We start from the raw sequence: 24,854 nt of genomic DNA on the forward strand, positions 1-24,854 counted from the left end.
CCCAGCGGAGGTCTTGAGCGATTAGATTGCTCCGCGCAGCTTATAGAGTGAACGCCGAAAGCAAAATCCTGGAGACCTAGCTTTCCGGGCCTTATTTGAAAGTAGGCCGTACCCGCTCTGCGGCGGGGTAAGAAGATGAGGTGGTAAAGTGAAAGTTGTGATTATTGGCGGGGTTGCTACCGGCCCTAAGGTAGCGGCACGCTTACGACGCCTTTCTATAGACGCCGAAATAACCGTGATTGAAAAGGGGAATATCGTCTCCTATGGCTCTTGCGGGTTGCCCTTGTTTTTGGGCAACCTGGTCCCCAAAATAGAAGACCTTATGAAAACCTCCGCGGGGCTGATTCGAGACACCCAGTATTTTGAGGATACCAAGGGCATTAACGTATTAACTCAAACCGAGGCCCTTGCCATCGATCGTCAACAGAAAAAAGTCAAGGTCCGGAACCTTGCCACAGGCGAGGAAAGTGATCTGGACTATGACTATTTGGTTCTGGCCACAGGGGCTAAAGAAGTAGTCCCGCCCATCCCTGGAATCCAGCACCAGAATGTCTATACCGTACATCATTTGGATGATGCGGTGAACATTAAAGCCTTGATTAAAGAAAAGAAGATCCAACATGCCACCATCATCGGTGCAGGCTTAATTGGCATTGAAGTGGCCGACGCTATCGCCGGACCGCGCTTAAAAGTCACTCTGTGCGAAAGTCAAGGCAGTGTCGTTCCCAAACTTCTTGACCCGGATATGGCCCTTCTCGTCGAACACAAGATGCGCAGCCGGGGGATTGATCTAAGACTGAATTGCCCCGTCAAAGCGTTGACCGGAGATGAGGACGGGAAGGTCAATGGAGTTACTTTAGAGAACGAATCCATCGAAACCGGGTTGGTCATTGTGGCTGTAGGAGTGCGACCGGAGGTTACTCTGGCCCGACAAGCCGGTCTGACCCTTGGCATAACGGGTGCCATCCAAGTGAACCAAACTATGCAGACCGACGATCCCTGCATCTATGCCGGTGGCGATTGTGCCGAGCAGGTCAATATGTTATCGGGCCGCCGAGTCTTTGTTCCCTTGGCATCGACTGCCAACAAGCAGGGACGGGTTATCGCCGACAATATTGCCGGAAGGGCTTCAGAGTTCCCAGCCATTTGCGCTACTTCGGTCTTTCAGGCCTTCGAGCTCAATGTAGGAAGGACAGGACTGGGAGAGTCAGAGGCCAGGGAGCTGGGCTATGATGTGATGACAAGCCTAAGTACCGGTCTTGACGCGGTTCATTACTATCCCGTTCATGGCGCGGTGACCATCAAGCTCATCGCCGAAAGAGCCAGCGGACGGCTGCTGGGGGCCCAGGTCTGCGGTACGGGAGAAGCTATTAAACGATTGGATGTCCTTATAACCATCTTAAAATTCAATGGAACGGTTAAGGATATCAGTAATTTGGATTTGAGTTATGCCCCGCCTTTCGCTACGGCCATTGATGTCTTGATTCATGCGGCAAATACTTTGGAGAACAAGCAACTTGGGGTTGTGGATACCGTGAATCCCTTTGAACTGCTTGAACGCTTGAAAAAAGACGAATCCATCATCTTTGTGGATGTGCGCGAGGGAGATGAGACCAAGGCCAACCCTGTGGAAGGTTCCCATATCATAGTAATACCTTTAGGGGAACTAAGGAAACGATATGCTGAAATACCCCAGGGCAGCCCAGTGGTCACGTTCTGTGAGCTGGGTATTCGCGGATACGATGCAGCCTGCTTCCTCAAAGGAGTGGGGTTCCAGGATGTCAGTTTTCTAGAAGGGGGGATGTCTACCTGGGGAGCCTTGCAGCCTGCCCTGAATAGTAATTGCTAAATAATACACAATGAGTATTTTGTATCGCACGATTGGAAATCTCTATTTTACACAAAGCTTGAATCGTAGTTAAATGGACTTAGAAAGTGTAAGTTCACACAAGGATTAGATAGATAGGTGGTGAAGGAAGATGTTCATCATAACCATTGATCCCGATTCATGTTCCGGCTGCGATGCCTGTGCAGATTCTTGCCCGGCACATCTATTGAAATTCAACGGGGAAATCACCGAAGTTGTCGGCGATGAAACCGAATGTATGGGTTGTGAAAGTTGCGTAGCTGTTTGCCCAACTGGGGCTGCATCCATTATGGAGATGTAGAAATATACAAAAAGAATTCTTGAATTGGAGGTAAGGTCATGGCTGAAAAGAGAACGCCACAACTGGATGAGTTAGAAAAAGGACAATGGCCCAGCTTTGTGACGGAAATCAAAAAGGCTGCCGTGAAAAACGAAGCCTCGAAGGAACTCCTTCATCTCTTAGAGAGATCCTATGAGGAAAAGAGAGGGCACTGGAAACACGGCGGTATCGTTGGAGTTAAAGGTTATGGTGGTGGAGTAATCGGTCGTTACACTGATTTGCCAGAAGAGTACCCGAACCTTGCTGCATTTCACACAGTACGTATTAATTCCCCAAGCGGTTGGTTCTACAACACCAAATCCCTTCGCACAATCTGCGATATCTGGGAAAAACGCGGAAGCGGACTCATGAACTTCCACGGAGCTACCGGAGATGCTATCTTACTTGGGACAACCACTGACCAACTTCAACCCATTTTTGATGATTTGAGTGAGGAAGGTTTCGACTTGGGTGGTTCCGGTTCTGACTTAAGATCTCCCAGCTGCTGCGTTGGACCAGGACGTTGTGAACATGCTTGCTACGACACCTTGGAAGCTTGCTATAACATCACCAACCAGTACCAGGATGAATTGCATCGCCCCATGTGGCCCTATAAATTCAAGATTAAATTCTCCGGCTGTGCTAACGACTGCACCGCATCTATCGCTCGTTCTGACTGCGCCGTCATCGGAACTTGGAGAGATACCCTTACCATCGATCAAGAAGCGGTCAAAGCTTATGTGGCCGAAGGTCTGAATATCCAAGCTGTAGTATGTGACCGTTGCCCAACAAAAGCTATGAAATTCAATGCTGAGACTCAAGAATTAAGCGTTATTGCTGAAGAGTGCACCCGCTGCATGCATTGCATCAATAGGATGCCCAAAGCCATCGCTCCCGGAAAAGAAAGAGGAGCAACCATCCTTCTGGGTGGAAAATCTACCATCGTTCAATCCGCTTTCATGGGTTGGGTTATCGTACCCTTCATGAAGATGGAAGCAGAAAGTGATTTCCAAGAGTTCAAAGATATGATCGAGCGTATCTGGGAATGGTGGGATGAAAACGGTAAAACTCGTGAGAGAATCGGGGAAACCATCTACCGTCTGGGTATGACCAATTTCCTCACTTCAGTTGGTCTGCCTGCCGTACCACAAATGGTTTACCGTCCACGTGCTAACCCCTATGTCTTCTGGCCAGAAGATGAAATAAAGAAGTAAGAGGTGGTTAATAATGGCAATTTTAGATCAGGGGCCACTAAATTATAAAGAACAGCTGCCGCCCATCATTAAAGAGAATTACGGGAAATGGCGTTACCATGAAAATCCGAAACCAGGCGTTTTGAAACACGTTTCAGAATCCGGTGCAGAATTATACAGCATCCGTGTTGGTTCTCCCCGCCTTGTGTCCCTGGATTTCATTCGAGAAATTTGTGAACTGGCTGATGAATATTGTGATGGCTACCTTCGTTTCACTGCCCGTCACAATGTGGAGTTCTTAGTATCTGATTCGGCTAAAGTTGAACCTTTGATCGCAGCTCTTGGCGCAAAAGGTCTTCCCGTAGGCGGAACAGGCGCATCCATCAGCAACATCGTTCATACTCAAGGTTGGGTCCACTGCCATACGCCTGCTACCGACGCCTCCGGTGTGGTTAAAGCAGTTATGGATGATCTCTATGAGTACTTTGTTTCCATGAAATTGCCTGCTCAAATGAAAATGAGCTTAGCTTGCTGTCTGAACATGTGCGGCGCTGCCCACTGCAGTGACATAGCAATCGTTGGTGTTCACAGAACACCACCTCGCATCGACCATGATAAGATCCGCAAGGGAACTGAAATTCCCAGCCTAGTGGCCAGCTGCCCAACAGGCGCCATCCGTCCCAATCCCAAGGAAAAGAGTGTCGTAGTTAACGACGCAAAATGTATGTACTGCGGCAACTGCTACACCATGGCACCCGGTATGGAGATTATCGACCCAGAAAACGATGGAATCGCCATCTTAGTTGGTGGTAAGGTAGCTAATGCCCGGACTAACCCCATGTTCTCCCGGATGGTTATCCCCTTCCTGCCTAACAACCCGCCTCGCTGGCCGGAAGTCACCGAAGCCGTTCGCAACATCGTTGAGACATGGGCGGCTCATGCTCATAAAGGTGAGAAAATGGGTGAATGGATCGAGAGAATTGGTTGGGAAAGATTCTTTACCTTAACCGGTATCGAATTCACCGACAAGCTCATCGACGACTTCATCTTCTCCAGAGAAACCTTCCGTACATCTGCAGCGTTCAAATATTAAGCGTTCCCATTAAACTTTCAATACATTTAGGGGGGAAATGGATATGCAAAAAGGAGCTGCCGACCCCGTTATTAAGGAAAAGGTCTTAGCTTTTCTGGACACCGTTGAGAAGGCAAAAAGCAAGGAAATTGCTGCTCAAATCGGAGAAAAGAAATCCGATGTGGATTTAGCAGTCAAGGAACTTGCTATGGAGGACAAAGTGGAGTATCTCTATATCACCACGACCTTCATCGCCCTCAAAGGCAAAGTCAAAGAACCAACCTAAGCCTTCCGAAACAACACTACTCAGATGGAACTCGTTGCAGGAGGTACTCCTCCTGCAACGAGAAAACTCCTTTCACAATAAATATCAAGGAGTTGGCTTATATGGATAAGGCCTTAAGAAATCTCCTCACGGAAAAAAAATCCCTCATCATTGAGAAATGGTGTCGGGAAATCATCAATACCTATCCCAAAGACACAGCCCAATTTCTAAGAGAAAAACGTGATGAGTTTGCAAATCCTATAGGAAACACCATCAACCAAGGTATTGAGCAAACCTTTACAGCCTTAATCCAAGAAAATAAAGAAGATGAAGTGCATTTATTTTTAAAGGATATGATTAAGGTGAGGGCGGTACAGAGTTTTACTGCTTCCCAGGCTGTGAGTTTTGTGTTCCCCTTAAAAAGGATAATTCGAGAAGAACTGGGCAAGGTGGCTGAAGAAGAGCGTATGGCCAAGGCTCTTCTGGAGTTTGAAACTCAAATTGACCAGTTAGCACTTGCTTCTTTTGATATATATTCAGAATGTCGCGATAAGCTAGCGGATCTCAAGACGATGGAATTAAGAAATATGACCTACCGGCTATTGCAACAAGCGGACTTAGTAACACCCCGTTCTGATACGGAACCTGAGGAACCAAATTCTGAACCAGAACCCTTTCTGGTCAATACCAAGAGAAAAGAGGTTGTAACGTGAAAGCCTTATTTTCTTTAATCGCTGTATTAATATTGATGCTTATTCCTCTGGCAGGAGTAGGGCTGGCCAATTTACAGGGTCTATTTGGCATTATTCTTCCCTATGCAGCCATCATCCTATTCTTAGGGGGATTCATCTATCGGGTCATCGGTTGGGCCCGTACCCCTGTGCCTTTCCGAATCCCAACCACTGTAGGTCAAGGCAAGTCCTTTGACTGGATTAAGCAAAATAAGATTGAGAACCCCACCTCCAACATCGGAGTCATCCTCAGAATGGCTATGGAAGTTTTTCTCTTCCGGTCCTTATTCCGGAATTCCAAGACCGAGCTGAGGAATGGGGAGAATGGCCCCCAATTGGCCCATGGCTCCAATAAATGGCTCTGGCTCTTTGGCCTTATGTTTCACTGGTCCTTATTAATCATCCTCATTCGTCACTTAAGATTGTTTTTGGAGCCGGTTCCGGCGGTTATCAGTTCCTTGGATAGTCTGGACAGTTTCTTCCAGATTGGCTTACCTGCTCTCTATATTACCGACATTCTTATTGTCGCCGCATTGACCTTTCTCTTCCTGCGGAGAGTTGTGGTTCCTCAAGTGAAAACCATCTCTCTGGCCGCTGATTACTTCCCCCTCTTCCTTCTCATGGGAATCGCAGCAACAGGAATGCTCATGCGTTATATATTCAGAGTGGATATCGCCGGCATCAAGGAATTTGCCGTTGGGTTACTCACTTTCACCCCTCATATCCCTGAAGGAATCGGCACCATTTTTTATGTTCATCTGTTCTTTGTAAGCTGCTTATTTGCCTATTTCCCCTTAAGCAAGCTGATGCATATGGGGGGGATCTTCATGAACCCTACCCGGAACATGAAGTGCAACAACCGTATGGAAAGACATATCAACCCTTGGAACTATCCCGTTGAAGTCCATACTTATGAAGAGTATGAGAACGATTTCAGAACGAAAATGATGAAGGCGGGTATCCCGGTGGAGAAGGAGTGAAATTAAACAATGGCAAAATATAAACTCCCTAAGTCGGAAGAACTGTCCAAGATAGATTATAAGCCCGGCTCCACGGACTGGATGGATACCCCTGTCACGACCCCCTTCGAACCGGGTACCTTCTGCTGGGGCGCCAAGGGTAGAAACCTGGAAACAGTAGGGTTTCCCAACGCCCGGGATTGGTCTCCTGTAGATGAAGACTGGCAGTTGCCGGAGAACTGGAAATCCACAGTTATCGAAGGAATCGGTGAGCGGCTGACCAAGTATCGTTCCTTTAAAATCATGATGGACATCTGTGTCCGTTGCGGAGCTTGTGCCGACAAATGTCATTTCTACATCGGGTCCGGGGATCCCAAGAACATGCCGGTTCTCAGAGCTGAGCTCTTGCGTTCCGTTTATAGAAGATATTTTACCCCCTCCGGAAAATTTCTGGGACGTCTGGCCGGTGCCAGAGACCTTACTCCAGAGGTTATTAAAGAATGGTGGTATTATTTCTATCAGTGTACAGAATGCCGCCGCTGTTCCGTCTTCTGTCCTTACGGCATCGATCAGGCGGAGATCACCATCATCGGCCGGGAATTGCTGAACCTTTTAGGGCTGAATATTGACTGGATCGCCGGACCTGTGGCCAACTGTTATATGAAGGGTAACCACTTGGGCCTGGAGCCCCATGCCATCACCGGAAACATTGAAATGATGTGTGATGATATCGAAGACATCACCGGAATTCGTGTAGAACCGACCTTCAACCGCAAGGGTGCAGAGATTCTCTTCGTCACTCCCTCCGGAGACTTAATGGGGGATCCGGGAATCTACACCTGCATGGGCTATCTTATGCTCTTCCATGAATTGGGTCTGGACTACACCTGGAGCACCTATGCTTCTGAAGGAGGAAACTTCGGCTTCTTTACCTCCAACGAAATGGCCAAACGCTTAAATTCCAAGATCTATGCAGAAGCCAAACGACTTGGGGTCAAGTATATCATTGGCGGCGAGTGCGGTCATATGTGGCGGGTCGTCAATCAGTATATGGGTACTTGGAACGAACCGGCTGATTTCCTGGAAGTTCCGGTATCACCCATCACAGGAACCCGCTTTGATAACGCGGCTTCCACCAAAATGATTCATATTGCGGAATTTACGGCAGATCTGATCAAGCACGGTAAATTGAAACTGGACCCAAGCCGCAACGACCATCTTAAGGTCACCTATCACGACTCCTGTAATACTTCCCGTGGTATGGGACTCTTGGATGAACCCCGCTATATTATCCAAAATGTCTGCAATAATTTCTATGAAATGCCGGAAAGCACCATCCGTGAAAAAACCTTCTGCTGTGGCAGCGGTTCCGGACTCAATGCTTCCGAGAATATGGAAGAGCGTATGAGAGGCGGCTTCCCCAGAGCTAATGCTGTAAAATATGTTCAAGACAAATATGGAGTCAATATGTTAGCCAATATCTGCGCTGTGGACAGAGCTGCTTTCCCGGCCCTCATGGACTACTGGACCCCCGGAGTGGGTGTCACCGGAGTGCATGAACTAGTGGCCAATGCCCTGGTCATGACGGGTGAAAAGGAAAGAACCACAGACCTGCGCGGCGAGGATTTACCCGAAAAGGGGGTAACATCAGATGAATAAGGGAGGAAAAACAATCGGCGGTCTTTTGATCTTTGCGGTAATCGCCATCATGCCCTTCCTTTACAATATGGGTAAGGCGGATGCCAAGCCACAGATCAACACGGATACCCCGGTGATACGTGAATTAGGGGCAACCCAGTGCATCGAAAGCACGGCATTCATGAGAGAAAACCATATGCAGCTCTTGTTGGAATGGCGGGATGCTGTAGTTCGCGAAGGGAAAACGACCTACACCAACAGTCAAGGAGAACAATTTGAAATGAGTCTCCAGAACACCTGCCTGAACTGTCATAACGATACGCCCGAAACGGTTTACTACACAGCCGAAACAGCCAGCCTGGGTGATAACCAGTTCTGCTACTCCTGCCACAATTATGCGGCAGTGGAGCCTGATTGTTGGGCATGCCATACCGGGCCAAGGGAGGCAGAGAAATGAGCATCAATCGAAGAGATTTTTTGAAGAAAGCCGGAGTTATCGCTGCCCTGGGGTTAGGCGGAGCTGTTACCCTGGATGCCTTTGAACTCTTGGAACCTCTTAAAGCAGCAGATTTTACAAGTGAAAATAAATTAGCTGCTCAGCGCTGGGCCATGGTTATCGATATGAGCAAACTCACTCAGGGGGATATCGACGAAATCATCAAAGGCTGTCACGAGCTTCATAATGTCCCGGATATGGGGAATCCCAAGGATGAAATCAAGTGGATCTGGACGGATACCTATGAACATGTCTTCCCTGGTGACGAAAACCATTATCTGGACGAAAAGACAAAGACGATGCCTTTCCTGACTCTTTGCAATCACTGTAACTATCCCCCTTGTGTCCGCGTCTGTCCTACTCAGGCTACCTTCAGACGAGAAGATGGGGTAGTGGGAATGGATATGCACCGCTGTATCGGCTGCCGCTTCTGTATGGCCGCCTGTCCCTACGGAGCACGCAGTTTTAACTACTGGGATCCCAAACCTCATATTGCGAAGATCAATCCGGAATATCCACACAGAACAAAAGGCGTCGTAGAAAAATGCAATTTCTGCATGGATCGCCTGGATCAAGGACTTGAACCTGTCTGTGTGGAGAAATCCAAAGGAGCACTTGTCTTTGGCGATTTGGAGGACCCACATTCTGAAGTGAGAAAACTATTAAGCACCCATTATTCCATTCGCCGTAAGCCGGAATTGGGCTCACAGCCCAGTGTCTACTATCTGATCGGGGGTGAGGAGCGTGCTTGAGAAATCCTTATCCGGCAGTAAAAGATATTGGCTATGGGTCGGCTTCTTGCTGGCAGTTATCCTTGTAGGGTTTTTAGCTTACCTGAGGCAATATAACGAGGGCCTGGGAGTCACCGGCATGAGCAGAGATGTCAGCTGGGGCCTTTACATTTCCCAATTTACCTTCTTAGTAGGAGTCGCCGCCTCTGCAGTTATGGTTGCCATTCCCTATTACCTTCATAATTACAAGAAGTTTGGCAAAATCGTGATTCTCGGAGAATTCTTAGCCGTACCTTCCGTCATCATGTGTATCCTGTTCATCTTCGTGGATGTGGGACGTCCCGACAGAATTTTGAACGTTTTGCTGCATCCCACACCCCATTCCGTTATGTTCTGGGATATGTGTGTATTATGCGGATATCTGCTCCTCAACCTCGTGATTGGCTGGACTGCTTTAGGATCAGAACGCAAAGGATTCCCACCTCCGGCTTGGGTTAAGCCTCTGATTTATCTTTCTATTCCCTGGGCAGTCAGCATTCACACCGTAACAGCTTTCCTCTACTCCGGGATGCCGGGAAGACATCTTTGGCTTACGGCCATCATGGCAGCCCGCTTCTTAGCCTCAGCTTTTGCAGCAGGACCTGCCTTGTTGATTCTTCTCTGCATGATCGTCCGCAAGGTAAGCACATTCGACCCAGGAAAGGAAGCCATTCAATCTTTAGCTAAAATTGTCACTTATGCTATGATTGCCAATGTATTCTTCTATATCCTTGAGTTCTTCACCGCATTTTACAGTAATATTCCCGGACACATGCATCCTTTGCAATACCTCTTCGCAGGTCTGCATGGATATGGTCAATTGGTACCCTTTATGTGGGTTGCTGTCGTTCTTGCCTTTGTGGGGATCTTCTTACTGGTTGTCCCTAAATTCCGGCGAAACGAAAAAATCTTACCTTTCGCTCTTCTCTCTGTCTTCATAGCGGCTTGGATCGATAAAGGGTTAGGTTTGGTCTTAGGCGGATTTGTTCCTACCCCATTGGAACATGTGGTGGAATACACCCCGACGGCCACGGAACTGGCGATTACCTTTATGATCTATGCCATCGGTGCCCTGCTCATCACGATCCTCTACAAAGTCGTCATTGGTGTCAGAGAAGAGATATAAAAGTTTTCTCAAGAAAACTCAAAATAAAGAAACAAGGAGGAATTTTAAAATGGCTGAATTAGTAGTAAATGGAGTGTCCTACGAACTCGACGAAGACGGCTTCTTAGAAGATGCTTCCGAATGGAATGAGGACGTAGCGAGAGCTTTAGCTCCTAACGAAGATGTAGAAGAACTTACCGAAGAGCACTGGAGGGTGATCAATTACCTCCGTGACTACTTTGACCAATATGGGGTAGCTCCCATGGTCCGTAAACTTCTCAAAGATACCGGCTACGATCAAAAAACCATCTACAATCTGTTCCCAACAGGCCCTGGAAAAGGCGCCTGTAAAATCGCCGGACTTCCCAAACCAACCGGTTGCGTATAATCTAAACTAAGACTTTGCCCCGGATAGTTCGGGCTCCGGTAAGAGAGAAAGGATGAGAGCAATGACCATTAATAATGAAAATCCACAAATGAATACTCTCAGTATCCCTCGCTTGGTTATCGGGGCCCCTCAGGGGCGAAGCGGAAAGACAACCTTTACCCTTGGACTCCTGCGTGCTTTAAGCCGACAAGGCATTCCTGTTCAACCCTACAAAAAAGGTCCGGATTACATTGATACCAGTTGGCATACTGCCGCCGCCGGAAGAGTATCCCGTAACCTGGACTCCTTCATGATGAATCAGGATGATATCTGCCGATCCCTGGCGCAGCACTCTCAGGATTGTCAATTCAGTCTTATTGAGGGTGCTATGGGTCTTTTCGACGGCTTAGATATTAATGGCAGCGCTTCCACAGCTGAGATAGCTAAAGTAACGTCATCTCCTGTCCTGCTTGTTCTTGATGCAACCCGGATTACCCGCAGTTTAGGAGCTATTGTCATGGGATGCCAACACTTTGATCCCAATATTAATATTGTAGGCGTGGTGTTGAATAAAATAGCCCGTGCCCGGCATGAGAAGCTGGCCAGGGAAACCATCGAACAATACTGCCGGATTCCAGTAGTCGGGGCGATCCCTAAAGATTCGCGGATTCTGATTCCTGATCGTCATCTGGGACTAGTCACCAATGGAGAATGGTCTGAGACCGATACCTTTCTGGATAATCTTGCTGATGTAGTTAGTGAAAGCGTAGACATAGCCAAAATTATGGAACTGGCACGGACTGCTGCCCCTCTTTCTTTCTCAACTCCAAATTTTTCTGTATCTCAGGGATATTCACTTAAGGCAAAACCCTCTGCACCGCGCATCGGAGTGATCCGCGATGCGGCATTTTCTTTTTATTATCCGGAGAACTTGGATGCCCTTGAGTCTAAGGGAGCAGAATTGGTGACCATCAGTGCTCTTTCCAACAAATATTTGCCTAAGGATCTCGACGCTCTATATATTGGGGGAGGCTTTCCTGAAGTCTTTGCCGAGCAATTAGCCAACAACGGTACGCTTCGCGAGGAGATACGATTAGCAGGAGAGGACGGTTTACCCATCTATGCCGAGTGCGGAGGCCTCATGTTTTTAGGAAGGTCCATCATAACCGGTGATGGTTCCTATGACATGGTAGGATTGCTCCCTTTGGATACCAAGATGGAAAAGAAGCCCCAAGGACATGGTTATACTGTCATGAAAGTTCTGGAGAACAATCTTTGGTTTCGTCAACAGAAGGTCCGTGGCCATGAGTTTCATAACTCCAGTGTGCTTAACCTGGATCGAGCCAAGATTCAGTTTGGCTTTGAGGTGGAGCGGGGACACGGTATTGATGGCAAGCATGAGGGGATATGCTATAAGGGCGTATTTGCTGCTTATAATCATATTCATGCCCTGGGCTCTCCCGATTGGGCGGAACAAATGGTAAAGCTTGCAGCTCAGCACAAAGAACGGCGCTCAAAAATCATTTTTGAATTATTTAAAAGCAGCTGACTCCCTCTTATTGGTGATAAGAATTTCTGATAGTATAAAAATGAAGAGCCATCTCTTTGTTGTGGAAGAGATGGCCCTTTTTGGTAAATAGTGTGATGCACCAAAAAAGTCGGTCATTGTCAAGTGATTGTGTTATAATGAACTTGATATAAATATTTTAAATGGACAAGGTCTTTTGGGTAAGAAAGGAGCGAAGACTTTTGTTTGAACAACAGTTTGTCGTCTTTAAGGAAGTTGCAGATACGAAGAACATTACCCTGGCTGCGAAGCGCTTGCATATGAGTCAACCCAGCATCAGCCTGCAGATTCAGAATATGGAGAATCTCTATGGAGCACGTTTCTTTAATCGAACCAATAAGGGAGTTACCTTAACCAAAGCAGGGGAAGTTTTTTATGATCATGTGAATAATATACTAAACATTCTCTCCGTTGCCCAACAACAAATTAGTGTATTAACTGAAGATCAGAGGGCACTCATTTATATTGGGGCTACCCTGACCATTGGTGAATATATTCTGCCGAGTATTTTAGCTTACCTGTATAAGATCCGCCCCGATGTGGATTTTAAGGTAAAGATCGCCAACACTGAGACCATATCTCAAGAGGTTATCGAAAAACGCATTCATATCGGGCTTATCGAGGGGCCGGCTCCCCGTAATAAAGAAATTATCGTCGAGAAGTTTTGGCAGGATGAACTTGTGGTGGTTGTTCCTTCCTTCCATCCCTGGGCTACCCGCCACAGCATTACTTTGGCCGAACTTTCTAAGGAACGGCTCATTATGAGAGAGGAAGGCTCGGGTACACGCAAAGTTACCGAACTGGCTCTCAAGGAAAGGGGCCTTGAATCCTCTCAGATCAACGTGACCATGGAGCTGGGAAGTACCCAGGCCATCAAGAAGGTAGTGGCAGCCGGTATTGGCATTACCATTATTTCATCCCTGACGGTTAGCCGGGAATGTGAAAATGGCTTGTTTAAGGTCTTAAAGATTCAGGATTCCCCTGTGTACAGACCCTTGAATATATTAACACTTGCACATACTTCACAAACTAAGGATGAACGCTTCCTTATTAATATGCTTCATGATAGGGATCTTATCGAGGATATCATCAGTGGAAACTGTGAAGATGACAAAGACCTCTATCCCTGCGGCTGTCAGGAAGGATAGAAGGAAAGGAATAGCAGCATGTTACAGGATGTTCGGATTGGACTGACTCAATTCGAGGCGAAAGTGGGGGAGACGGAGAGAAACCTGCAGGAGATTACTCGGATAGCAGAGCGTGCGTCCTCCCAAGGGGTCAGGCTGTTATGTTACCCTGAGTGTGCACTTCATGGTTACTCTCCTAAGGATGCCTCGGACATTGCGGACACACTGGATAGCATGGCGGTAGGCCGTCTCAGGGAATGTGCCCGGGACCTCGGTCTCCACTTGCTTGTGGGTATGATCGAAAAATCTCCGGATCAGAAGAAGCCCTATATTTCTCAGCTTATTGTCTTTCCGGATCGTGAGCCAAAAGTCTATCGCAAAGTCCATCTTGGTCGTATTGAGCAGCATTATTTTACCGCCGGGGATTCCTTCCCCATTTTTGAAGCAGCTGGAGTCAAGTTTTCTGTGGGGATATGCTGGGATTGGCATTTTCCGGAGCTTTCAGCCATCTTCTCTTTAAAGGGAGCAGAAATTCAATTTGCCCCCCATGCTTCCCCTGTAGTCTCCGGAGATCGTAAAGAGATTTGGAAGAGGTATCTGGGAGCTCGGGCCTATGATAATTCAGTCTATCTTTGTGCTTGTAATCTTGTGGGCCCCAACAACAGAGATAAGGAGTTCAGCGGCGGGGTTTTGGTCTTCGGACCCAAGGGAGAAGTGTTAGCCGAAAATCAAGATACACAGGAGTCACTCTTTGTGGTTGATCTCCCGGCTAAGCCCATCAATACTTTAAGAAGCCCGAAGCGGCAGTCCATGCGCGACACTTTTTTCTTGGCGGACCGTCGGAAAGAACTTTACAGAGAGCTTTTAGAGCTTGAAATAGAAAAGATGCCTCATGACTGAAAAAGCTGGCTAATGTAATCAAGGAGCTGTGGAGAGAGAACCTGAAGTTCGCCTTTCCTCAGCTCCTTTGTCCTTTTGCACTGAACAGCGGCACTTAACCCTTTCCTTGCATGACCTGGTCCTTAGATAGACCATGTCCGTCCCGAGAATCCATGCTGGGGGCCTTATCCGGCTTATGGTTCTGAGAGGGTTTCGTATCCGGGTTGGCCGATTTGTCGGGCAGCTTTTTCTCCACCATAAGGCACACCTCCTTCCCATCTTTAAGACTGATTTTCCTGGAAAAATAACAGAGTGTATTTTTATAGTCTGCCCTGGGTCTCAAAATTCATGTTTTGACAGAGCAATTATTTTGGACGAGTCCATACGCAAGAGAGTGAAGAGGGACGAGTGACATAAAAAGAGTGCAATAAGGAAAAAAGGGAAATTCGAGTTTTGACATACTACATATAGTGTTGATAAGATAGATTGGACGCTATATATAGGGGGTGTGGAATTGCATTGTCCATTTTGCGGGAATGATGAGACGAAAGTCCTGGAATCGCGGCAAGTGGAAGAAGGGACCGCTGTACGTCGGCGGAGGGAATGTGAACGGTGTACCCGACGGTTTACCACCTTTGAGAAATTTGAAGATACACCGTTGATTGTAGTCAAAAAGGATGGGCGCAGGGAGGAGTTTTCCCGGGGGAAACTGAAAGCCGGAATTTTAAGAGCCTGTGAAAAGCGGCCCATCTCTATAGAACAGATCGAAACGATGGTCTATGAGATCGAAAAAGGTCTGCGCAACGGTAGCGACCGTGAGGTGCAGAGTAAGGCGATTGGTGAAGCGGTCATGAATGCTTTGGTCCATCTGGATGAAGTCGCTTATATACGATTCGCTTCCGTCTATCGGGAATTTAAGGACGTACAGCGTTTTTTAGAGGAGCTTCATGAATTAGTGGAAAAAAAGAGCAGCAAATGATTGATCTGAAAGGTGATCTCTTCTATGTCCATAAGACTGAGGAAAATAGGCCCAGGGACCTATTCTAAATTAAGCGAATATCCTCCAAAATAGAAGAGAAAATACATAAAAGATAAAGTTTTAGAGAAAGTTGGGGATTAATTTTGAGTTTCCAAGAATCAGCACCGAAAACTTGGCTGAGAGCCAATTTAACACCCAATGCCCGGGTCATCCTGGAGAAACGCTATCTCAAGCAGGAGAATGGCAAGGTTGCGGAGAGCCCGGAAGATATGCTTTATCGGGTCGCCAGCGTCATAGCCCAAGTGGAGGAGACCTTTGGCAAAACAAAAAAGGAAGTCAAAGAACTGGCCAAATCCTTCTATGAGATGATGGCAAAGCTGGAGTTTATGCCCAATTCCCCGACCTTAATGAATGCAGGCCGTGACCTGGGTCAACTTAGTGCCTGTTTTGTTTTGCCCGTGGATGATAGTATGGAGGAAATTTTCGATGCTATAAAAAATGCAGCGATTATTCATAAATCCGGTGGGGGAACCGGCTTCAGCTTCTCCCGTCTTCGCCCCAAGAACAGCACCGTCCGTTCCACCGGCGGAGTAGCATCCGGCCCCGTGTCCTTTATGAAGGTCTTCAACGCCGCCACCGAAGCGGTGAAGCAGGGGGGGACTCGCCGCGGAGCCAATATGGGAATCCTGCGGGTGGATCATCCGGATATTATGGAATTCATCACCTGCAAAGAAAATAATAAAGAGATTACCAACTTCAATATTTCCGTAGGAGTTACGGAAGAGTTTATGAAGGCGGTCCAGGAAAAACGCCATTATAACCTGATCGACCCCCATACCAAGGAAACCGCCGGACAGCTTTATGCACCGGAAGTCTTCCAATTGATCGTGGACCACGCCTGGAGAAACGGCGAACCGGGAATCATCTTCCTGGATCGTCTGAACCGGGACAACCCCACTCCTCAGTTAGGGGATATCGAAGCCACCAATCCCTGTGGTGAGCAACCACTTCTTCCTAACGAAGCCTGCAATTTAGGCTCGATTAACCTTAAACTCATGGTTACTGAGAAAAATGGGAAAGCCGTAGTGGATTGGGAGCGCTTAGGCCAAATTACCCGTATGGCCACCCGTTTCCTGGATAATGTCATTGAAGCCAACACCTATCCCCTCCCGGCCATCGAAGAGATGGTTAAAGGCAATCGCAAAATCGGCTTGGGTGTTATGGGCTTTGCGGATATGCTGATTCTTCTTCAGACCTCCTATGCTTCGGAAGATGCCGTAGAGTATGCCGAGAAGGTCATGAACTTCATTCAGACGGAGGCCCGCCTGGAGTCTCAGCGCCTGGCTGAAGAGAGGGGCACCTTCCCTAATTATAAAGGCTCCATCTATGACGGGGTCCGTCCCCTGCGCAATGCCACCTTAACCACTATCGCACCGACAGGAACCATTTCCATGATCTGCGGTGCTTCCAGTGGGGTAGAGCCTCTCTTTGCAGTGGCCTATACCAAGACCGTCATGGATGGGACCCCTTTAGTCGAAGTTAATCCCATCTTCCAAAGCCTCGCCGAAGAATATGGTTTCAACTCCCCGGAGCTTATGCGTAAGATTGCGGAGAAAGGGACCATTCTGGGCTTCCCGGAAGTGCCTAACTGGATTCAGGAGGTCTTTGTCACGGCTCAGGAGATCGAGCCCGAATGGCATATCCGCATTCAGGCCGCTTTTCAGGAGTACACGGATAACGCCGTTTCCAAAACCATTAACTTTGCCAATGAAGCTACCCATGAAGATATCGCTAAAGCCTATGAGCTGGCCTATGAGCTCAACTGCAAGGGCTTAACCGTTTATCGGGATGGCAGCAGGGAAGAACAAGTCCTCTCCACAGGAATCACCAAGAAGGCTGAAGATGCCAAGGGACAGGTTTCAGGAGATGAAAAGGATTCAGATGAGGTCGTCATTCCCAAGGTGCCCTTCATTCCGGAAGTGAACACCGTATTACCCCGCCCTCGTCCTACCACCACCACAGGAGTCACGGAAAGGATCCGTATCGGCTGCGGTAACCTCTATGTCAGCGTTATGGCTGATGACAAGGGAATCTGCGAGATCTTTACCAACACCGGCCGGGCCGGAGGCTGCTCCTCCCAATCCGAGGCCACAGCCCGCTTGATCTCCATTGCTCTCCGCTCCGGAATCTCCGTGGATGCGATCATTGAGCAAGTCAAAGGCATCCGCTGCCCCGCTTGCATCCGCCGGGAAGGGGTCAACGTCACCTCCTGCCCCGATGCCATCGCCCGTGTGATCAAGGAACATGTGGAGCTGGGCAAAGGCAAGATCAATTCCATAACGGTTCAATCCCAGCCGGCCGTGGAAGAAAAGCCGGTCCAAACCAAGAGCGCTTCCATCACCACCCCTCAAAAGACCCGGGCCACAGTGGCCGAAGGCAACGCCTGCCCCGAATGCGGCATGGGCATCAACCACGAAAGCGGCTGCGTCGTCTGCACCCATTGCGGCTATTCCAAATGCGGGTGATGAGAGGATCAGATATATAGAAGGGGCCGAGGGAAATTTTAAATTTCCCTCGGCCCTCTTTCGTAAAAATTTCACTCATAGTATAGAGGATATAATGTAAAACCCTCTAATGTCATTCAACTGATGATGCTCATCATGGTAAACTTACCTCTATACCATTGGCATCAACCCTGCTTTTTTTGTGCCGGATATTGCCGCAAATAATTCCCGTCAGTATCAGAAAGACTCCAAGCCATTGTGTCCAGCTCACATGCTCGGCTAAAACAATAGAAGACATGATAATTGCTACTGGAAGCTCGGAAGCCGGCAGTATAGTGCCAAGTCCGGGGCCAACGTGCGGCATTCCGATGGAGAATAGGAGTGGCGGTAGAACTACTCCGAAAAGACCGAGAAGTAGTCCATATGGCATCAAGCGGAATAAAACCGGAAAATTGAATAAAAAGGATGGCGGGAACAGTAAAAATACAACGATCAAGGCGCCGGTGGCAAAAAGAGCGCTCCTTACTACAGGGGGAACGTTTTTTTCAACAGAACCGCTGAGAAGAATAAACGTGGTAAACGTTAAGGCGGAAAGCATTCCCCATAGGATTCCTTGCCATGAAAGAACAGCTCGCTGCCCTGAAAAGATATTTGCAGCCAAAGCGGAGCCAGCGATCAGGATGGATATCGAAACCAGTTTTCCTTTTGTAGGTTTTTTCTTGTTAAATATCCAATCGACTAATGTACCAATCCAAACAAACTGAAACAAAAAGATAATTGCCAGTGAAGCATTCAAGGTTTGTAAGGACTGATAATAAAATGTGCCTGTCAGACCGAACGGAATGCCGGACGCCAGTAGCTTTAATGCTTGTTTGAGGGTTAGTTTCTTCGCCTTTGTAACCAGAACGAGGCTCCAGATAAAGATGGTTCCGAAAAAATATTGCGCCCCTGTTACTACGGATGATGGGAAGCCTGCTGAATAAGCGAGCTTGACAATTGTTGACAGCATGCCATAACAACAACCGCCCAGAAAAACTGTTAACGCATAATGCCAACTTTTTATAAGAATTACCCCTTTCTCAAAAACACCACATCCTGAAAAGGTTTTAAAGATATAACTTAACATTGTTTGCAGTGAATATCAAGGAAGATGCTTCTGAAAAATCCACCACGTTTTAAAATAATCGACCTCCTTGTCAAGCGGGGCCAGTTTGATTTGGACGGCGGCAAGATTGCTGCTCACCCTTTGGAAAGTCTTGTAGTTGGAACATCCGGAGTTTCTTGTTTTCCAACCGCTTTTTATTTACATCCAGTTCAAGGGCCTGCTTGGATTTTTGTATTTCCTCCGCCGACTGTTTCAGATTGTCGCGCTCCCGGTCAGCCGTTCTCTTCCGGCAGCGACACCTTCAACCGTTTGCCGATCTCAATAAAGTTGTTAAGCACCAGTTTTTCAGTTGGTGTATAATCGTATTAATAAAATATCGGAGGATATCAATGATTTATCGTAACGCTGTTCTTAGTGACATACCTGCTATTGCAGAATTACAGAAAAAATATCATATTGCCACCATTAGTGAAAAGGACAAGCCGGATGGTTTCGTCACCACCTTATTTACAGAAGAGCAGTTTAAAGAATTAATTGAAAAAGAAAATGGAATTACAGTCGCCTGTGACAACAAGAAAATCGTGGCTTATGCCATGGCTGCCTCCTGGGAGTATTGGGCTAAATGGCCTCTTTTTCAACATATGATTAAGGATTTGAAGAATACGGAATATAAAGGGAATATCCTTTCGACAATAAACTCTTATCAGTATGGGCCGATTTGTATTGACAAAGATTACAGGGGTACGGAAGTGCTCCTGAAGGTTTTTGATTTTTCCAGACGGCAAATGAGTCAAAAATATCCGATCCTGATCACCTTTATTAATCAGATCAATCCCAGGTCATATTATGCTCATACTAAAAAACTTGGTCTTGACGTCATTAAAAAGTTTGAGTTCAACAATAATACATACTATGAACTGGGTTGTGAAACTTCCTTTTAGCGATGCCTCCCCAGAGGGAGTTTCTGGGACTGTTATCTATCCGTTAGAATTCTTGAGTAAAGAAAAAGGGGCCTACCCATCTTGTGCGCCGGCACTTGTGGGTAGGCCTTTTCTATAGAATCACTTCATGAAGAGATAACGGTTTAAAGATTCTCCGTTTCATACATATTTCCGATGACTTTGCCCGTCGGGAGGATGTCGGCATCCTTCGCTGGGGAACTTTTTAGAGATATAAGCTCAAAGGCCGCCTGGGATTCATTCCAGTGAACTTTGTAAATCTCATAGTCGATGAGAACCAAATCCGCTTCATAGACATCCGTGCCATCCTCATCCCTTAAACCGGTCCATTGCAGCAACTCATATTTCTCAACAGGATCCCAGGATTTCGTGGGTATGCTTACGGCAAAGGGATTGCAGCTTTGGATATCAAAACTAATGGCTTGGGGATTATGCATTTTCTTGGACACTTTATTCCATACGCGAAATTTCAGTAATTTCAAACCGACGCCTCCTTAACCTTTTAATGAATACAACCATTAATACGGATAAGGAAGCAGATTTTAAGAGTAAATAACAATGGTAATTATTTCTTTACGTGGTAAGAGAAGAGTTTGGTGGGATTCTTCGACGATATAATTCCCCGAAAGCAGCGCCGCCTAATATCAGAAGAGCGCCAAGGATTTGGACTAAGCTTAATCTTTCCCCAAGGAGAGCGGCCGAAAAAAGCAAGGCGGAAAGAGGCTCCAGATAACCGCAAATAGCTACGGTCTGCACCGGCAAATTGCCGATGGAGGAAAAATAGAAATAACAGCCGATACCGGTATTGACAATGCCCAAGATCAGAATAGGAATCCAATCTTCCGCCGCAATATGGACGGCAAGGCCCTGCTTCAGGCAAAGGAAGAGGAAGACGGTGGCAAAGCTTGCCATCAGCTGCAACATAGAGTTTTCAAGTCCGGTTATACTGACCGCCTTTTTATTGAAGATCACCATAATGGCATACATCACTGCGGATAATAGCCCGCACATCAATCCGAAAAGGGTCTTCTCCTCAGTCATCGCTTGGCCGGAAACAAAGAGCATACCTACCAGCACGGCAAGAAAGCCTAAAAGCTTAGCACTTGTCATCCTTTCCTTGAAAAGAAGAGGGGAAAGGACCATGACAATCACAGGGCCGCAATAATAGGCAAGGGTGGCAATGCTCACACCGATTTGGGTATACGCTTCATAAAGGAACATCCAGCTGGCGCCCATGGCTACCCCGGATAGGCTCAGATAGAGAAGATGGGATTTATTACCTAAAAACCCCATCTTCTGTTTGGAAAAACCAAAGACAAGAGCTAGAAACAAGCTTCCTATAAGTGTTCTTGTAAATACAATTTCATAACTGCTTAAAGAAATATGACTGGCCACAATTCCGTTGAAGCCGAACAAAAGCAAGGATGCTATGTATTTGATATACGACCTATTCATGGGTGTCTCCATTTCCGTTGTATCGCTTATGAGTAGATCATGATCTTGACCTATACGGCATGACAACGGAGAAAGTATATCATATTTCTAAACGCTGGAAAAGCAAATCTTAACCTTTCAATTCAGCCAGCAATTCCTTGGCGCAGGCAAGGTAATAGTGGCGGCCATTGGCGCTGGTCTCCATATGACCGAGGCTCATGAGTCCCTGGGCTTTGTATTTCTTAGCTTGTTTATCGGAAGGGTCCGTAGCAATCAATAGATCAGCAAGGACGATACCCCACTGATAATCCTGGCTATCCAAGGCCTGGCGGATGGCGGTTAGAACAGTCTCTTCTCCTCCCATCAGTGCAATGGTTTTTTGAGCCTGGACGGCCACGGGGAGCGGGTTGAGGTGGGTGGGATTACCATCGAACCAGCCCATATAACCGACATAGATGCCCCGGACAGACCAGGCCACGGTACCGTAAAACTCGCCCAGGTAAGGGAGTTTAGCCCATTTTTCGGGCAGTTTAACCGCTTCTGCCACCTCATCCATGGTCATACCCTGATTCATTCCTCTTAGAGTTTCCGTAAGAACATAATCAATCCCATCCCGGAAATTGGTCAAGGTCTCTTGAACAGCGGCTTCCCCGATGATGGGTAGGGTATGGCCGGGCAGCAGGTAATGGGCCTTATAAGCGATGAGTTTATCCAGAGTGTCTACCCAGGTGCCGATATCCCGGTACTGACCGCCGCGGATAGCATAGAGATTGGGCCAGCAGCCATAGTAGTTATCACCGCAGAAGAGTGCCTTATAGGCAGGAGCCCAGATAAGAATCTGATCGTCCGTTTCACCGGGTGCTGCAACCAGCTCCAGGGTAATACCATCAATATTTCGAAGGACTTGTTCCTCTTGATACACTGTGGTCGGCGGCACCATAGCGTATTGCCCCTCCCCTTGAACCTTGCCTTCCCGAATCCCGAGGCCTTGGGTAATGACCTCCTCGTCGCTGAGTTGGTAGCCGAACTGTAGGGTACCGCGCTGATTGAGCACATCTTGGAGGGCATTCATTCGTCCCAGGACAGGTTTGCAAGGAGCAAAAGCAATGATTTCCGGATCGCTGTCCATGAAGGCGTCGGCCCCCCCACGGTGATCCGGATGACCGTGGGTGTAGATGATGGTCTTAACCGGTTTGTCGGTATACCGGGCGATAAGAGATCTGAGGGTTTTGGCCCGTTCATCGCTGTCCAGGGTGTCGATCAGAATGACTGAATTTTCGGCGATGATAAAGCCTGCATTGCTCTGGGAATAGGCTATAAGGCTTGATCACTTTTTGAGGATAAAGTGCTATATAAATGTTATAATAGTAAGGCTTTATAGTTAATTTGTATTGTGTCAGGTGATATAAGGGAGGCAAAGCTTTTCATGGAGTTCATAGTACCCTTTCTTTTCGTATTTATGATTGTTTTCATGAGCATACCTTTATTGGAAAAGCTTGCGGTGAAGTGGAACTTTATCGATAAACCTACGGAAAGAAAAAAACATAAACGCCCCGTTCCTTTACTGGGCGGAGTAGGGATTTTTTTAGGCTTTATGAGTGGTTACTTAGTTTTCGTAAGACCGATAAATAAGCAATCCATGGCCATCATGATCGCTTCTGCTCTCGTCTTATTGATTGGACTGCTTGACGACTGGTATAAAACTCTTGGCAAGGAGTTTCCGGCGTTACCCAGACTCTTGGTTCATATCATTGCGGCCTGGATTGTGTTTTCTTCCGGGATCGTTTTCTACGGCTTTACGAACCCCTTGACACATAACTACATTGTATTGCCTTATATAGTTCAGCTTATCTTAAGTATCATGTGGATTGTAGGGGTTACTACGGTGATCAATTGGTCAGATGGCATTGACGGTCTGGCGGGAATTTTATCTGCTATTGCAGGTGCCACGCTTTACGTGGCCGCCTTGGCAAAGGGACAAGGGGATTCGGCATTGCTTTCGGCATTGCTGGTCGGAGCAGCCTTGGGATTCCTCAGATATAATAAACACCCCGCGAGGATCTTTATGGGGGATTCGGGTGCCAATTTTCTCGGGTTCATTCTTGCCATTGTCGCTTTAAGCGGCGCTTTTAAACAGGCTACCCTAGTCTCCTTGAGTATTCCCATACTTGCTCTCGGAGTCCCGATTTTTGATAATCTTATCGTGGTCTTTAAGAGATTTTCTCGTGGGGAATCCATCTACAAGGCGGATGCAACGCAAATCCATCATCGCTTGATTTCTTCCGGTCTCAACCCCAAACAAACAGTAGCCTTTATCAGTTTGATGAGTGTATGCTTCAGTTTGTTATCTATTATTATTCTGCTGTTAGATATTTAAAAGGCAGCTGCCCAATGAACGGTAAGGTTCATAAGGCAGCTGCCTTTTTTCCTATATAAACTAAAGTTTTTTGATCAGGGCACTTATGGTATTAGCATCCTTGTCTTCCCCATAGAACTCGATTTGAAAGCCGTCAAAGAGGTAACGCATGGTATAGATATCCCCGAACTCCGAATCTTGACCGAAACTATCGGGCATTCCCAGTTTGTCACTGACCTCATTAAAGGGCTCGCCGATTTTTACTCCTAAGATTTCCTGCTGGCCCTCAAGGAAGATTTCCGAAGAAATGGCCTCATTATTAAAAAGAATCAAGGTATTGTCAAGATTAATCTGAGTGGCCTCAGCGGCTCCCCCCTCTTCAGTCTCTACGGGTACTTTTTGGGATTCAATCTTGGTAATCTTTTCGACTTCAGCAAGGGGTTTGCCTAAGAGACTTAAAGTGGGATGATTCTCAGCGTAGACCTTAACAACGGCCTTTTTAGCTTCTTCAGCACTGGTATAAGCATCTTCGTTGAAGACATAGGTGCTCCAGGTCGTTGGCTCCGGGTCATTTACCGACTTCATCTCCAGATAATAGATATCTTTATTAATGTAGCTGGCCACTTTGTAAGGCTCTTTGTCTTCACTATTAATAAAAATATCCAAAAGCAGTTCGACACTATCATAATAGACTTTCCCGGTTTTGCTATGAACAAAATCGACGACTGGAGCTCTGCCATTCACCATATGTTGAAAAGCATAGATAGTCTGATCACCAACTTTTGCTTCTTTCAAAAAAGCTACAGTATGTTCTGTCTTGGCTAAGAGTTCTTGATAGAGAACCCGGAGAGCTTCCTCTTGACTCAGAGTAGAAGAATGAGTGGGTGATGTCGCTCCAATGGGAGAATCCACACCCTTACTTCCGCCGCAGCCTGTCAGGAGCATCGTTATTCCAATTAATGTGGCTAGGAGCGCTTTTCTCACGGTATCACCTTCCCGTCCTGTTACTCTTCATGTCATTATTTCGACACACTTAGGATTAAATCCTTTATACTTTTTCAGCAAGATACTTACTTTTCTTGGTAGGGAAATTTGGTTTTAGTATTTACAAAATAAAGTTTATCGCTTACACTATAACCACAGTGCATTACATGACTAACGT

The 24,854-nt window shown here is 47.0% G+C and carries 26 protein-coding genes; 20 read left to right on the forward strand and 6 right to left on the reverse strand.

Annotated elements, in window-relative coordinates:
* The first annotated feature begins 148 nt into the window (after nucleotides 1–148).
* The 15 genes from DESPCE1_RS0101260 (at nucleotide 149) to DESPCE1_RS0101330 (ending at nucleotide 14,376) form a co-directional block, all read left to right on the forward strand.
* Nucleotides 149–1,849: an FAD-dependent oxidoreductase gene (locus tag DESPCE1_RS0101260; protein ID WP_019849215.1), complete on the forward strand. Its 1,701-nt coding sequence runs from the start codon at nucleotides 149–151 to the stop codon at nucleotides 1,847–1,849.
* A 130-nt stretch (nucleotides 1,850–1,979) separates the two neighbouring features.
* Nucleotides 1,980–2,168 carry a 4Fe-4S binding protein gene (locus DESPCE1_RS0101265; RefSeq protein ID WP_014792233.1) on the forward strand — a complete coding sequence of 63 codons (189 nt, stop codon included), beginning with the start codon at nucleotides 1,980–1,982 and terminating at the stop codon, nucleotides 2,166–2,168.
* Between the two features lie 38 nt (nucleotides 2,169–2,206).
* Nucleotides 2,207–3,400: a dissimilatory-type sulfite reductase subunit alpha gene (gene dsrA, locus DESPCE1_RS0101270; protein ID WP_014792234.1), complete on the forward strand. Its 1,194-nt coding sequence runs from the start codon at nucleotides 2,207–2,209 to the stop codon at nucleotides 3,398–3,400.
* 13 nt (nucleotides 3,401–3,413) lie between these two features.
* The gene (gene dsrB / locus DESPCE1_RS0101275) at nucleotides 3,414–4,472 is read left to right on the forward strand and encodes a dissimilatory-type sulfite reductase subunit beta (RefSeq protein ID WP_019849216.1); all 1,059 of its coding nucleotides are present in this window, start codon (nucleotides 3,414–3,416) and stop codon (nucleotides 4,470–4,472) included.
* Between the two features lie 43 nt (nucleotides 4,473–4,515).
* Nucleotides 4,516–4,737, forward strand: a complete 222-nt coding sequence (locus DESPCE1_RS0101280) for a hypothetical protein (protein ID WP_014792236.1) — start codon at nucleotides 4,516–4,518, stop codon at nucleotides 4,735–4,737.
* 101 nt (nucleotides 4,738–4,838) lie between these two features.
* Nucleotides 4,839–5,429 (forward strand): RsbRD N-terminal domain-containing protein, encoded by a 591-nt coding sequence (locus DESPCE1_RS0101285; protein ID WP_019849217.1) that lies wholly within the window; start codon nucleotides 4,839–4,841, stop codon nucleotides 5,427–5,429.
* The gene (gene dsrM / locus DESPCE1_RS0101290) at nucleotides 5,426–6,427 is read left to right on the forward strand and encodes a sulfate reduction electron transfer complex DsrMKJOP subunit DsrM (protein WP_019849218.1); all 1,002 of its coding nucleotides are present in this window, start codon (nucleotides 5,426–5,428) and stop codon (nucleotides 6,425–6,427) included. Before DESPCE1_RS0101285 ends, dsrM begins: the two co-directional genes overlap by 4 nt.
* A gap of 9 nt (nucleotides 6,428–6,436) precedes the next feature.
* Nucleotides 6,437–8,065, forward strand: coding sequence for a sulfate reduction electron transfer complex DsrMKJOP subunit DsrK (gene dsrK / locus DESPCE1_RS0101295; protein WP_014792239.1), 1,629 nt, complete (start codon nucleotides 6,437–6,439; stop codon nucleotides 8,063–8,065).
* A complete protein-coding gene (dsrJ, locus tag DESPCE1_RS0101300; protein ID WP_014792240.1) occupies nucleotides 8,058–8,501 on the forward strand; it encodes a sulfate reduction electron transfer complex DsrMKJOP subunit DsrJ in 444 nt (147 codons plus the stop codon). The genes dsrK and dsrJ overlap by 8 nt, the downstream gene beginning before the upstream one ends.
* Nucleotides 8,498–9,292: a sulfate reduction electron transfer complex DsrMKJOP subunit DsrO gene (dsrO, locus tag DESPCE1_RS0101305; protein ID WP_014792241.1), complete on the forward strand. Its 795-nt coding sequence runs from the start codon at nucleotides 8,498–8,500 to the stop codon at nucleotides 9,290–9,292. The genes dsrJ and dsrO overlap by 4 nt, the downstream gene beginning before the upstream one ends.
* Complete coding sequence (gene dsrP, locus DESPCE1_RS0101310) at nucleotides 9,285–10,436, forward strand: sulfate reduction electron transfer complex DsrMKJOP subunit DsrP (protein ID WP_014792242.1); 1,152 nt, start codon at nucleotides 9,285–9,287, stop codon at nucleotides 10,434–10,436. Before dsrO ends, dsrP begins: the two co-directional genes overlap by 8 nt.
* Before the next feature lie 49 nt (nucleotides 10,437–10,485).
* Entirely contained in the window at nucleotides 10,486–10,803 is a 318-nt protein-coding gene (locus DESPCE1_RS0101315) for a TusE/DsrC/DsvC family sulfur relay protein (RefSeq protein ID WP_014792243.1), read from the forward strand.
* Between the two features lie 61 nt (nucleotides 10,804–10,864).
* On the forward strand, nucleotides 10,865–12,331 hold the full coding sequence (locus DESPCE1_RS0101320; RefSeq protein WP_014792244.1) for a cobyrinate a,c-diamide synthase: 1,467 nt from the start codon (nucleotides 10,865–10,867) through the stop codon (nucleotides 12,329–12,331).
* 161 nt (nucleotides 12,332–12,492) lie between these two features.
* The gene (locus DESPCE1_RS0101325; RefSeq protein ID WP_172637575.1) at nucleotides 12,493–13,497 is read left to right on the forward strand and encodes a LysR family transcriptional regulator; all 1,005 of its coding nucleotides are present in this window, start codon (nucleotides 12,493–12,495) and stop codon (nucleotides 13,495–13,497) included.
* Between the two features lie 18 nt (nucleotides 13,498–13,515).
* Nucleotides 13,516–14,376 (forward strand): nitrilase family protein, encoded by an 861-nt coding sequence (locus DESPCE1_RS0101330; protein ID WP_014792246.1) that lies wholly within the window; start codon nucleotides 13,516–13,518, stop codon nucleotides 14,374–14,376.
* A gap of 94 nt (nucleotides 14,377–14,470) precedes the next feature.
* Here the strand turns inward: DESPCE1_RS0101330 and DESPCE1_RS23100 are convergent, their stop codons facing one another.
* Nucleotides 14,471–14,614: a hypothetical protein gene (locus tag DESPCE1_RS23100; RefSeq protein ID WP_014792247.1), complete on the reverse strand. Its 144-nt coding sequence runs from the start codon at nucleotides 14,612–14,614 to the stop codon at nucleotides 14,471–14,473.
* 255 nt (nucleotides 14,615–14,869) lie between these two features.
* On the opposite strand from DESPCE1_RS23100, the gene nrdR reads away from it, so the two are divergent.
* The gene (gene nrdR / locus DESPCE1_RS0101340; protein ID WP_019849219.1) at nucleotides 14,870–15,334 is read left to right on the forward strand and encodes a transcriptional regulator NrdR; all 465 of its coding nucleotides are present in this window, start codon (nucleotides 14,870–14,872) and stop codon (nucleotides 15,332–15,334) included.
* Between the two features lie 143 nt (nucleotides 15,335–15,477).
* Nucleotides 15,478–17,859: a vitamin B12-dependent ribonucleotide reductase gene (locus DESPCE1_RS0101345; protein ID WP_019849220.1), complete on the forward strand. Its 2,382-nt coding sequence runs from the start codon at nucleotides 15,478–15,480 to the stop codon at nucleotides 17,857–17,859.
* Between the two features lie 133 nt (nucleotides 17,860–17,992).
* Here the strand turns inward: DESPCE1_RS0101345 and DESPCE1_RS0101350 are convergent, their stop codons facing one another.
* Nucleotides 17,993–18,964: a DMT family transporter gene (locus DESPCE1_RS0101350; RefSeq protein ID WP_242835349.1), complete on the reverse strand. Its 972-nt coding sequence runs from the start codon at nucleotides 18,962–18,964 to the stop codon at nucleotides 17,993–17,995.
* Between the two features lie 24 nt (nucleotides 18,965–18,988).
* Between DESPCE1_RS0101350 and DESPCE1_RS0101355 the strand changes: the two genes are divergently transcribed.
* A complete protein-coding gene (locus DESPCE1_RS0101355) occupies nucleotides 18,989–19,303 on the forward strand; it encodes a hypothetical protein (protein WP_019849222.1) in 315 nt (104 codons plus the stop codon).
* A 29-nt stretch (nucleotides 19,304–19,332) separates the two neighbouring features.
* Complete coding sequence (locus DESPCE1_RS0101360; protein ID WP_019849223.1) at nucleotides 19,333–19,884, forward strand: GNAT family acetyltransferase; 552 nt, start codon at nucleotides 19,333–19,335, stop codon at nucleotides 19,882–19,884.
* Between the two features lie 143 nt (nucleotides 19,885–20,027).
* Here DESPCE1_RS0101360 and DESPCE1_RS0101365 read toward each other — a convergent pair whose 3' ends face one another.
* The 3 genes from DESPCE1_RS0101365 to DESPCE1_RS21670 form a co-directional block, all read right to left on the reverse strand.
* Nucleotides 20,028–20,384: a YopX family protein gene (locus tag DESPCE1_RS0101365; RefSeq protein ID WP_019849224.1), complete on the reverse strand. Its 357-nt coding sequence runs from the start codon at nucleotides 20,382–20,384 to the stop codon at nucleotides 20,028–20,030.
* 91 nt (nucleotides 20,385–20,475) lie between these two features.
* Nucleotides 20,476–21,357, reverse strand: coding sequence for a DMT family transporter (locus DESPCE1_RS0101370; protein ID WP_014792253.1), 882 nt, complete (start codon nucleotides 21,355–21,357; stop codon nucleotides 20,476–20,478).
* A 109-nt stretch (nucleotides 21,358–21,466) separates the two neighbouring features.
* Entirely contained in the window at nucleotides 21,467–22,654 is a 1,188-nt protein-coding gene (locus DESPCE1_RS21670; RefSeq protein ID WP_156831316.1) for an alkyl/aryl-sulfatase, read from the reverse strand.
* 108 nt (nucleotides 22,655–22,762) lie between these two features.
* On the opposite strand from DESPCE1_RS21670, the gene DESPCE1_RS0101380 reads away from it, so the two are divergent.
* A complete protein-coding gene (locus DESPCE1_RS0101380) occupies nucleotides 22,763–23,713 on the forward strand; it encodes an MraY family glycosyltransferase (RefSeq protein ID WP_014792254.1) in 951 nt (316 codons plus the stop codon).
* Nucleotides 23,714–23,773: 60 nt separating this feature from the next.
* On the opposite strand, the gene DESPCE1_RS0101385 is transcribed toward DESPCE1_RS0101380, so the two are convergent.
* Entirely contained in the window at nucleotides 23,774–24,676 is a 903-nt protein-coding gene (locus tag DESPCE1_RS0101385) for a hypothetical protein (RefSeq protein WP_019849226.1), read from the reverse strand.
* Between the last annotated feature and the right edge of the window lie 178 nt (nucleotides 24,677–24,854).

The sequence above is a fragment of the Desulfitobacterium sp. PCE1 genome, from assembly GCF_000384015.1.
Classification (GTDB): domain Bacteria; phylum Bacillota; class Desulfitobacteriia; order Desulfitobacteriales; family Desulfitobacteriaceae; genus Desulfitobacterium; species Desulfitobacterium dehalogenans.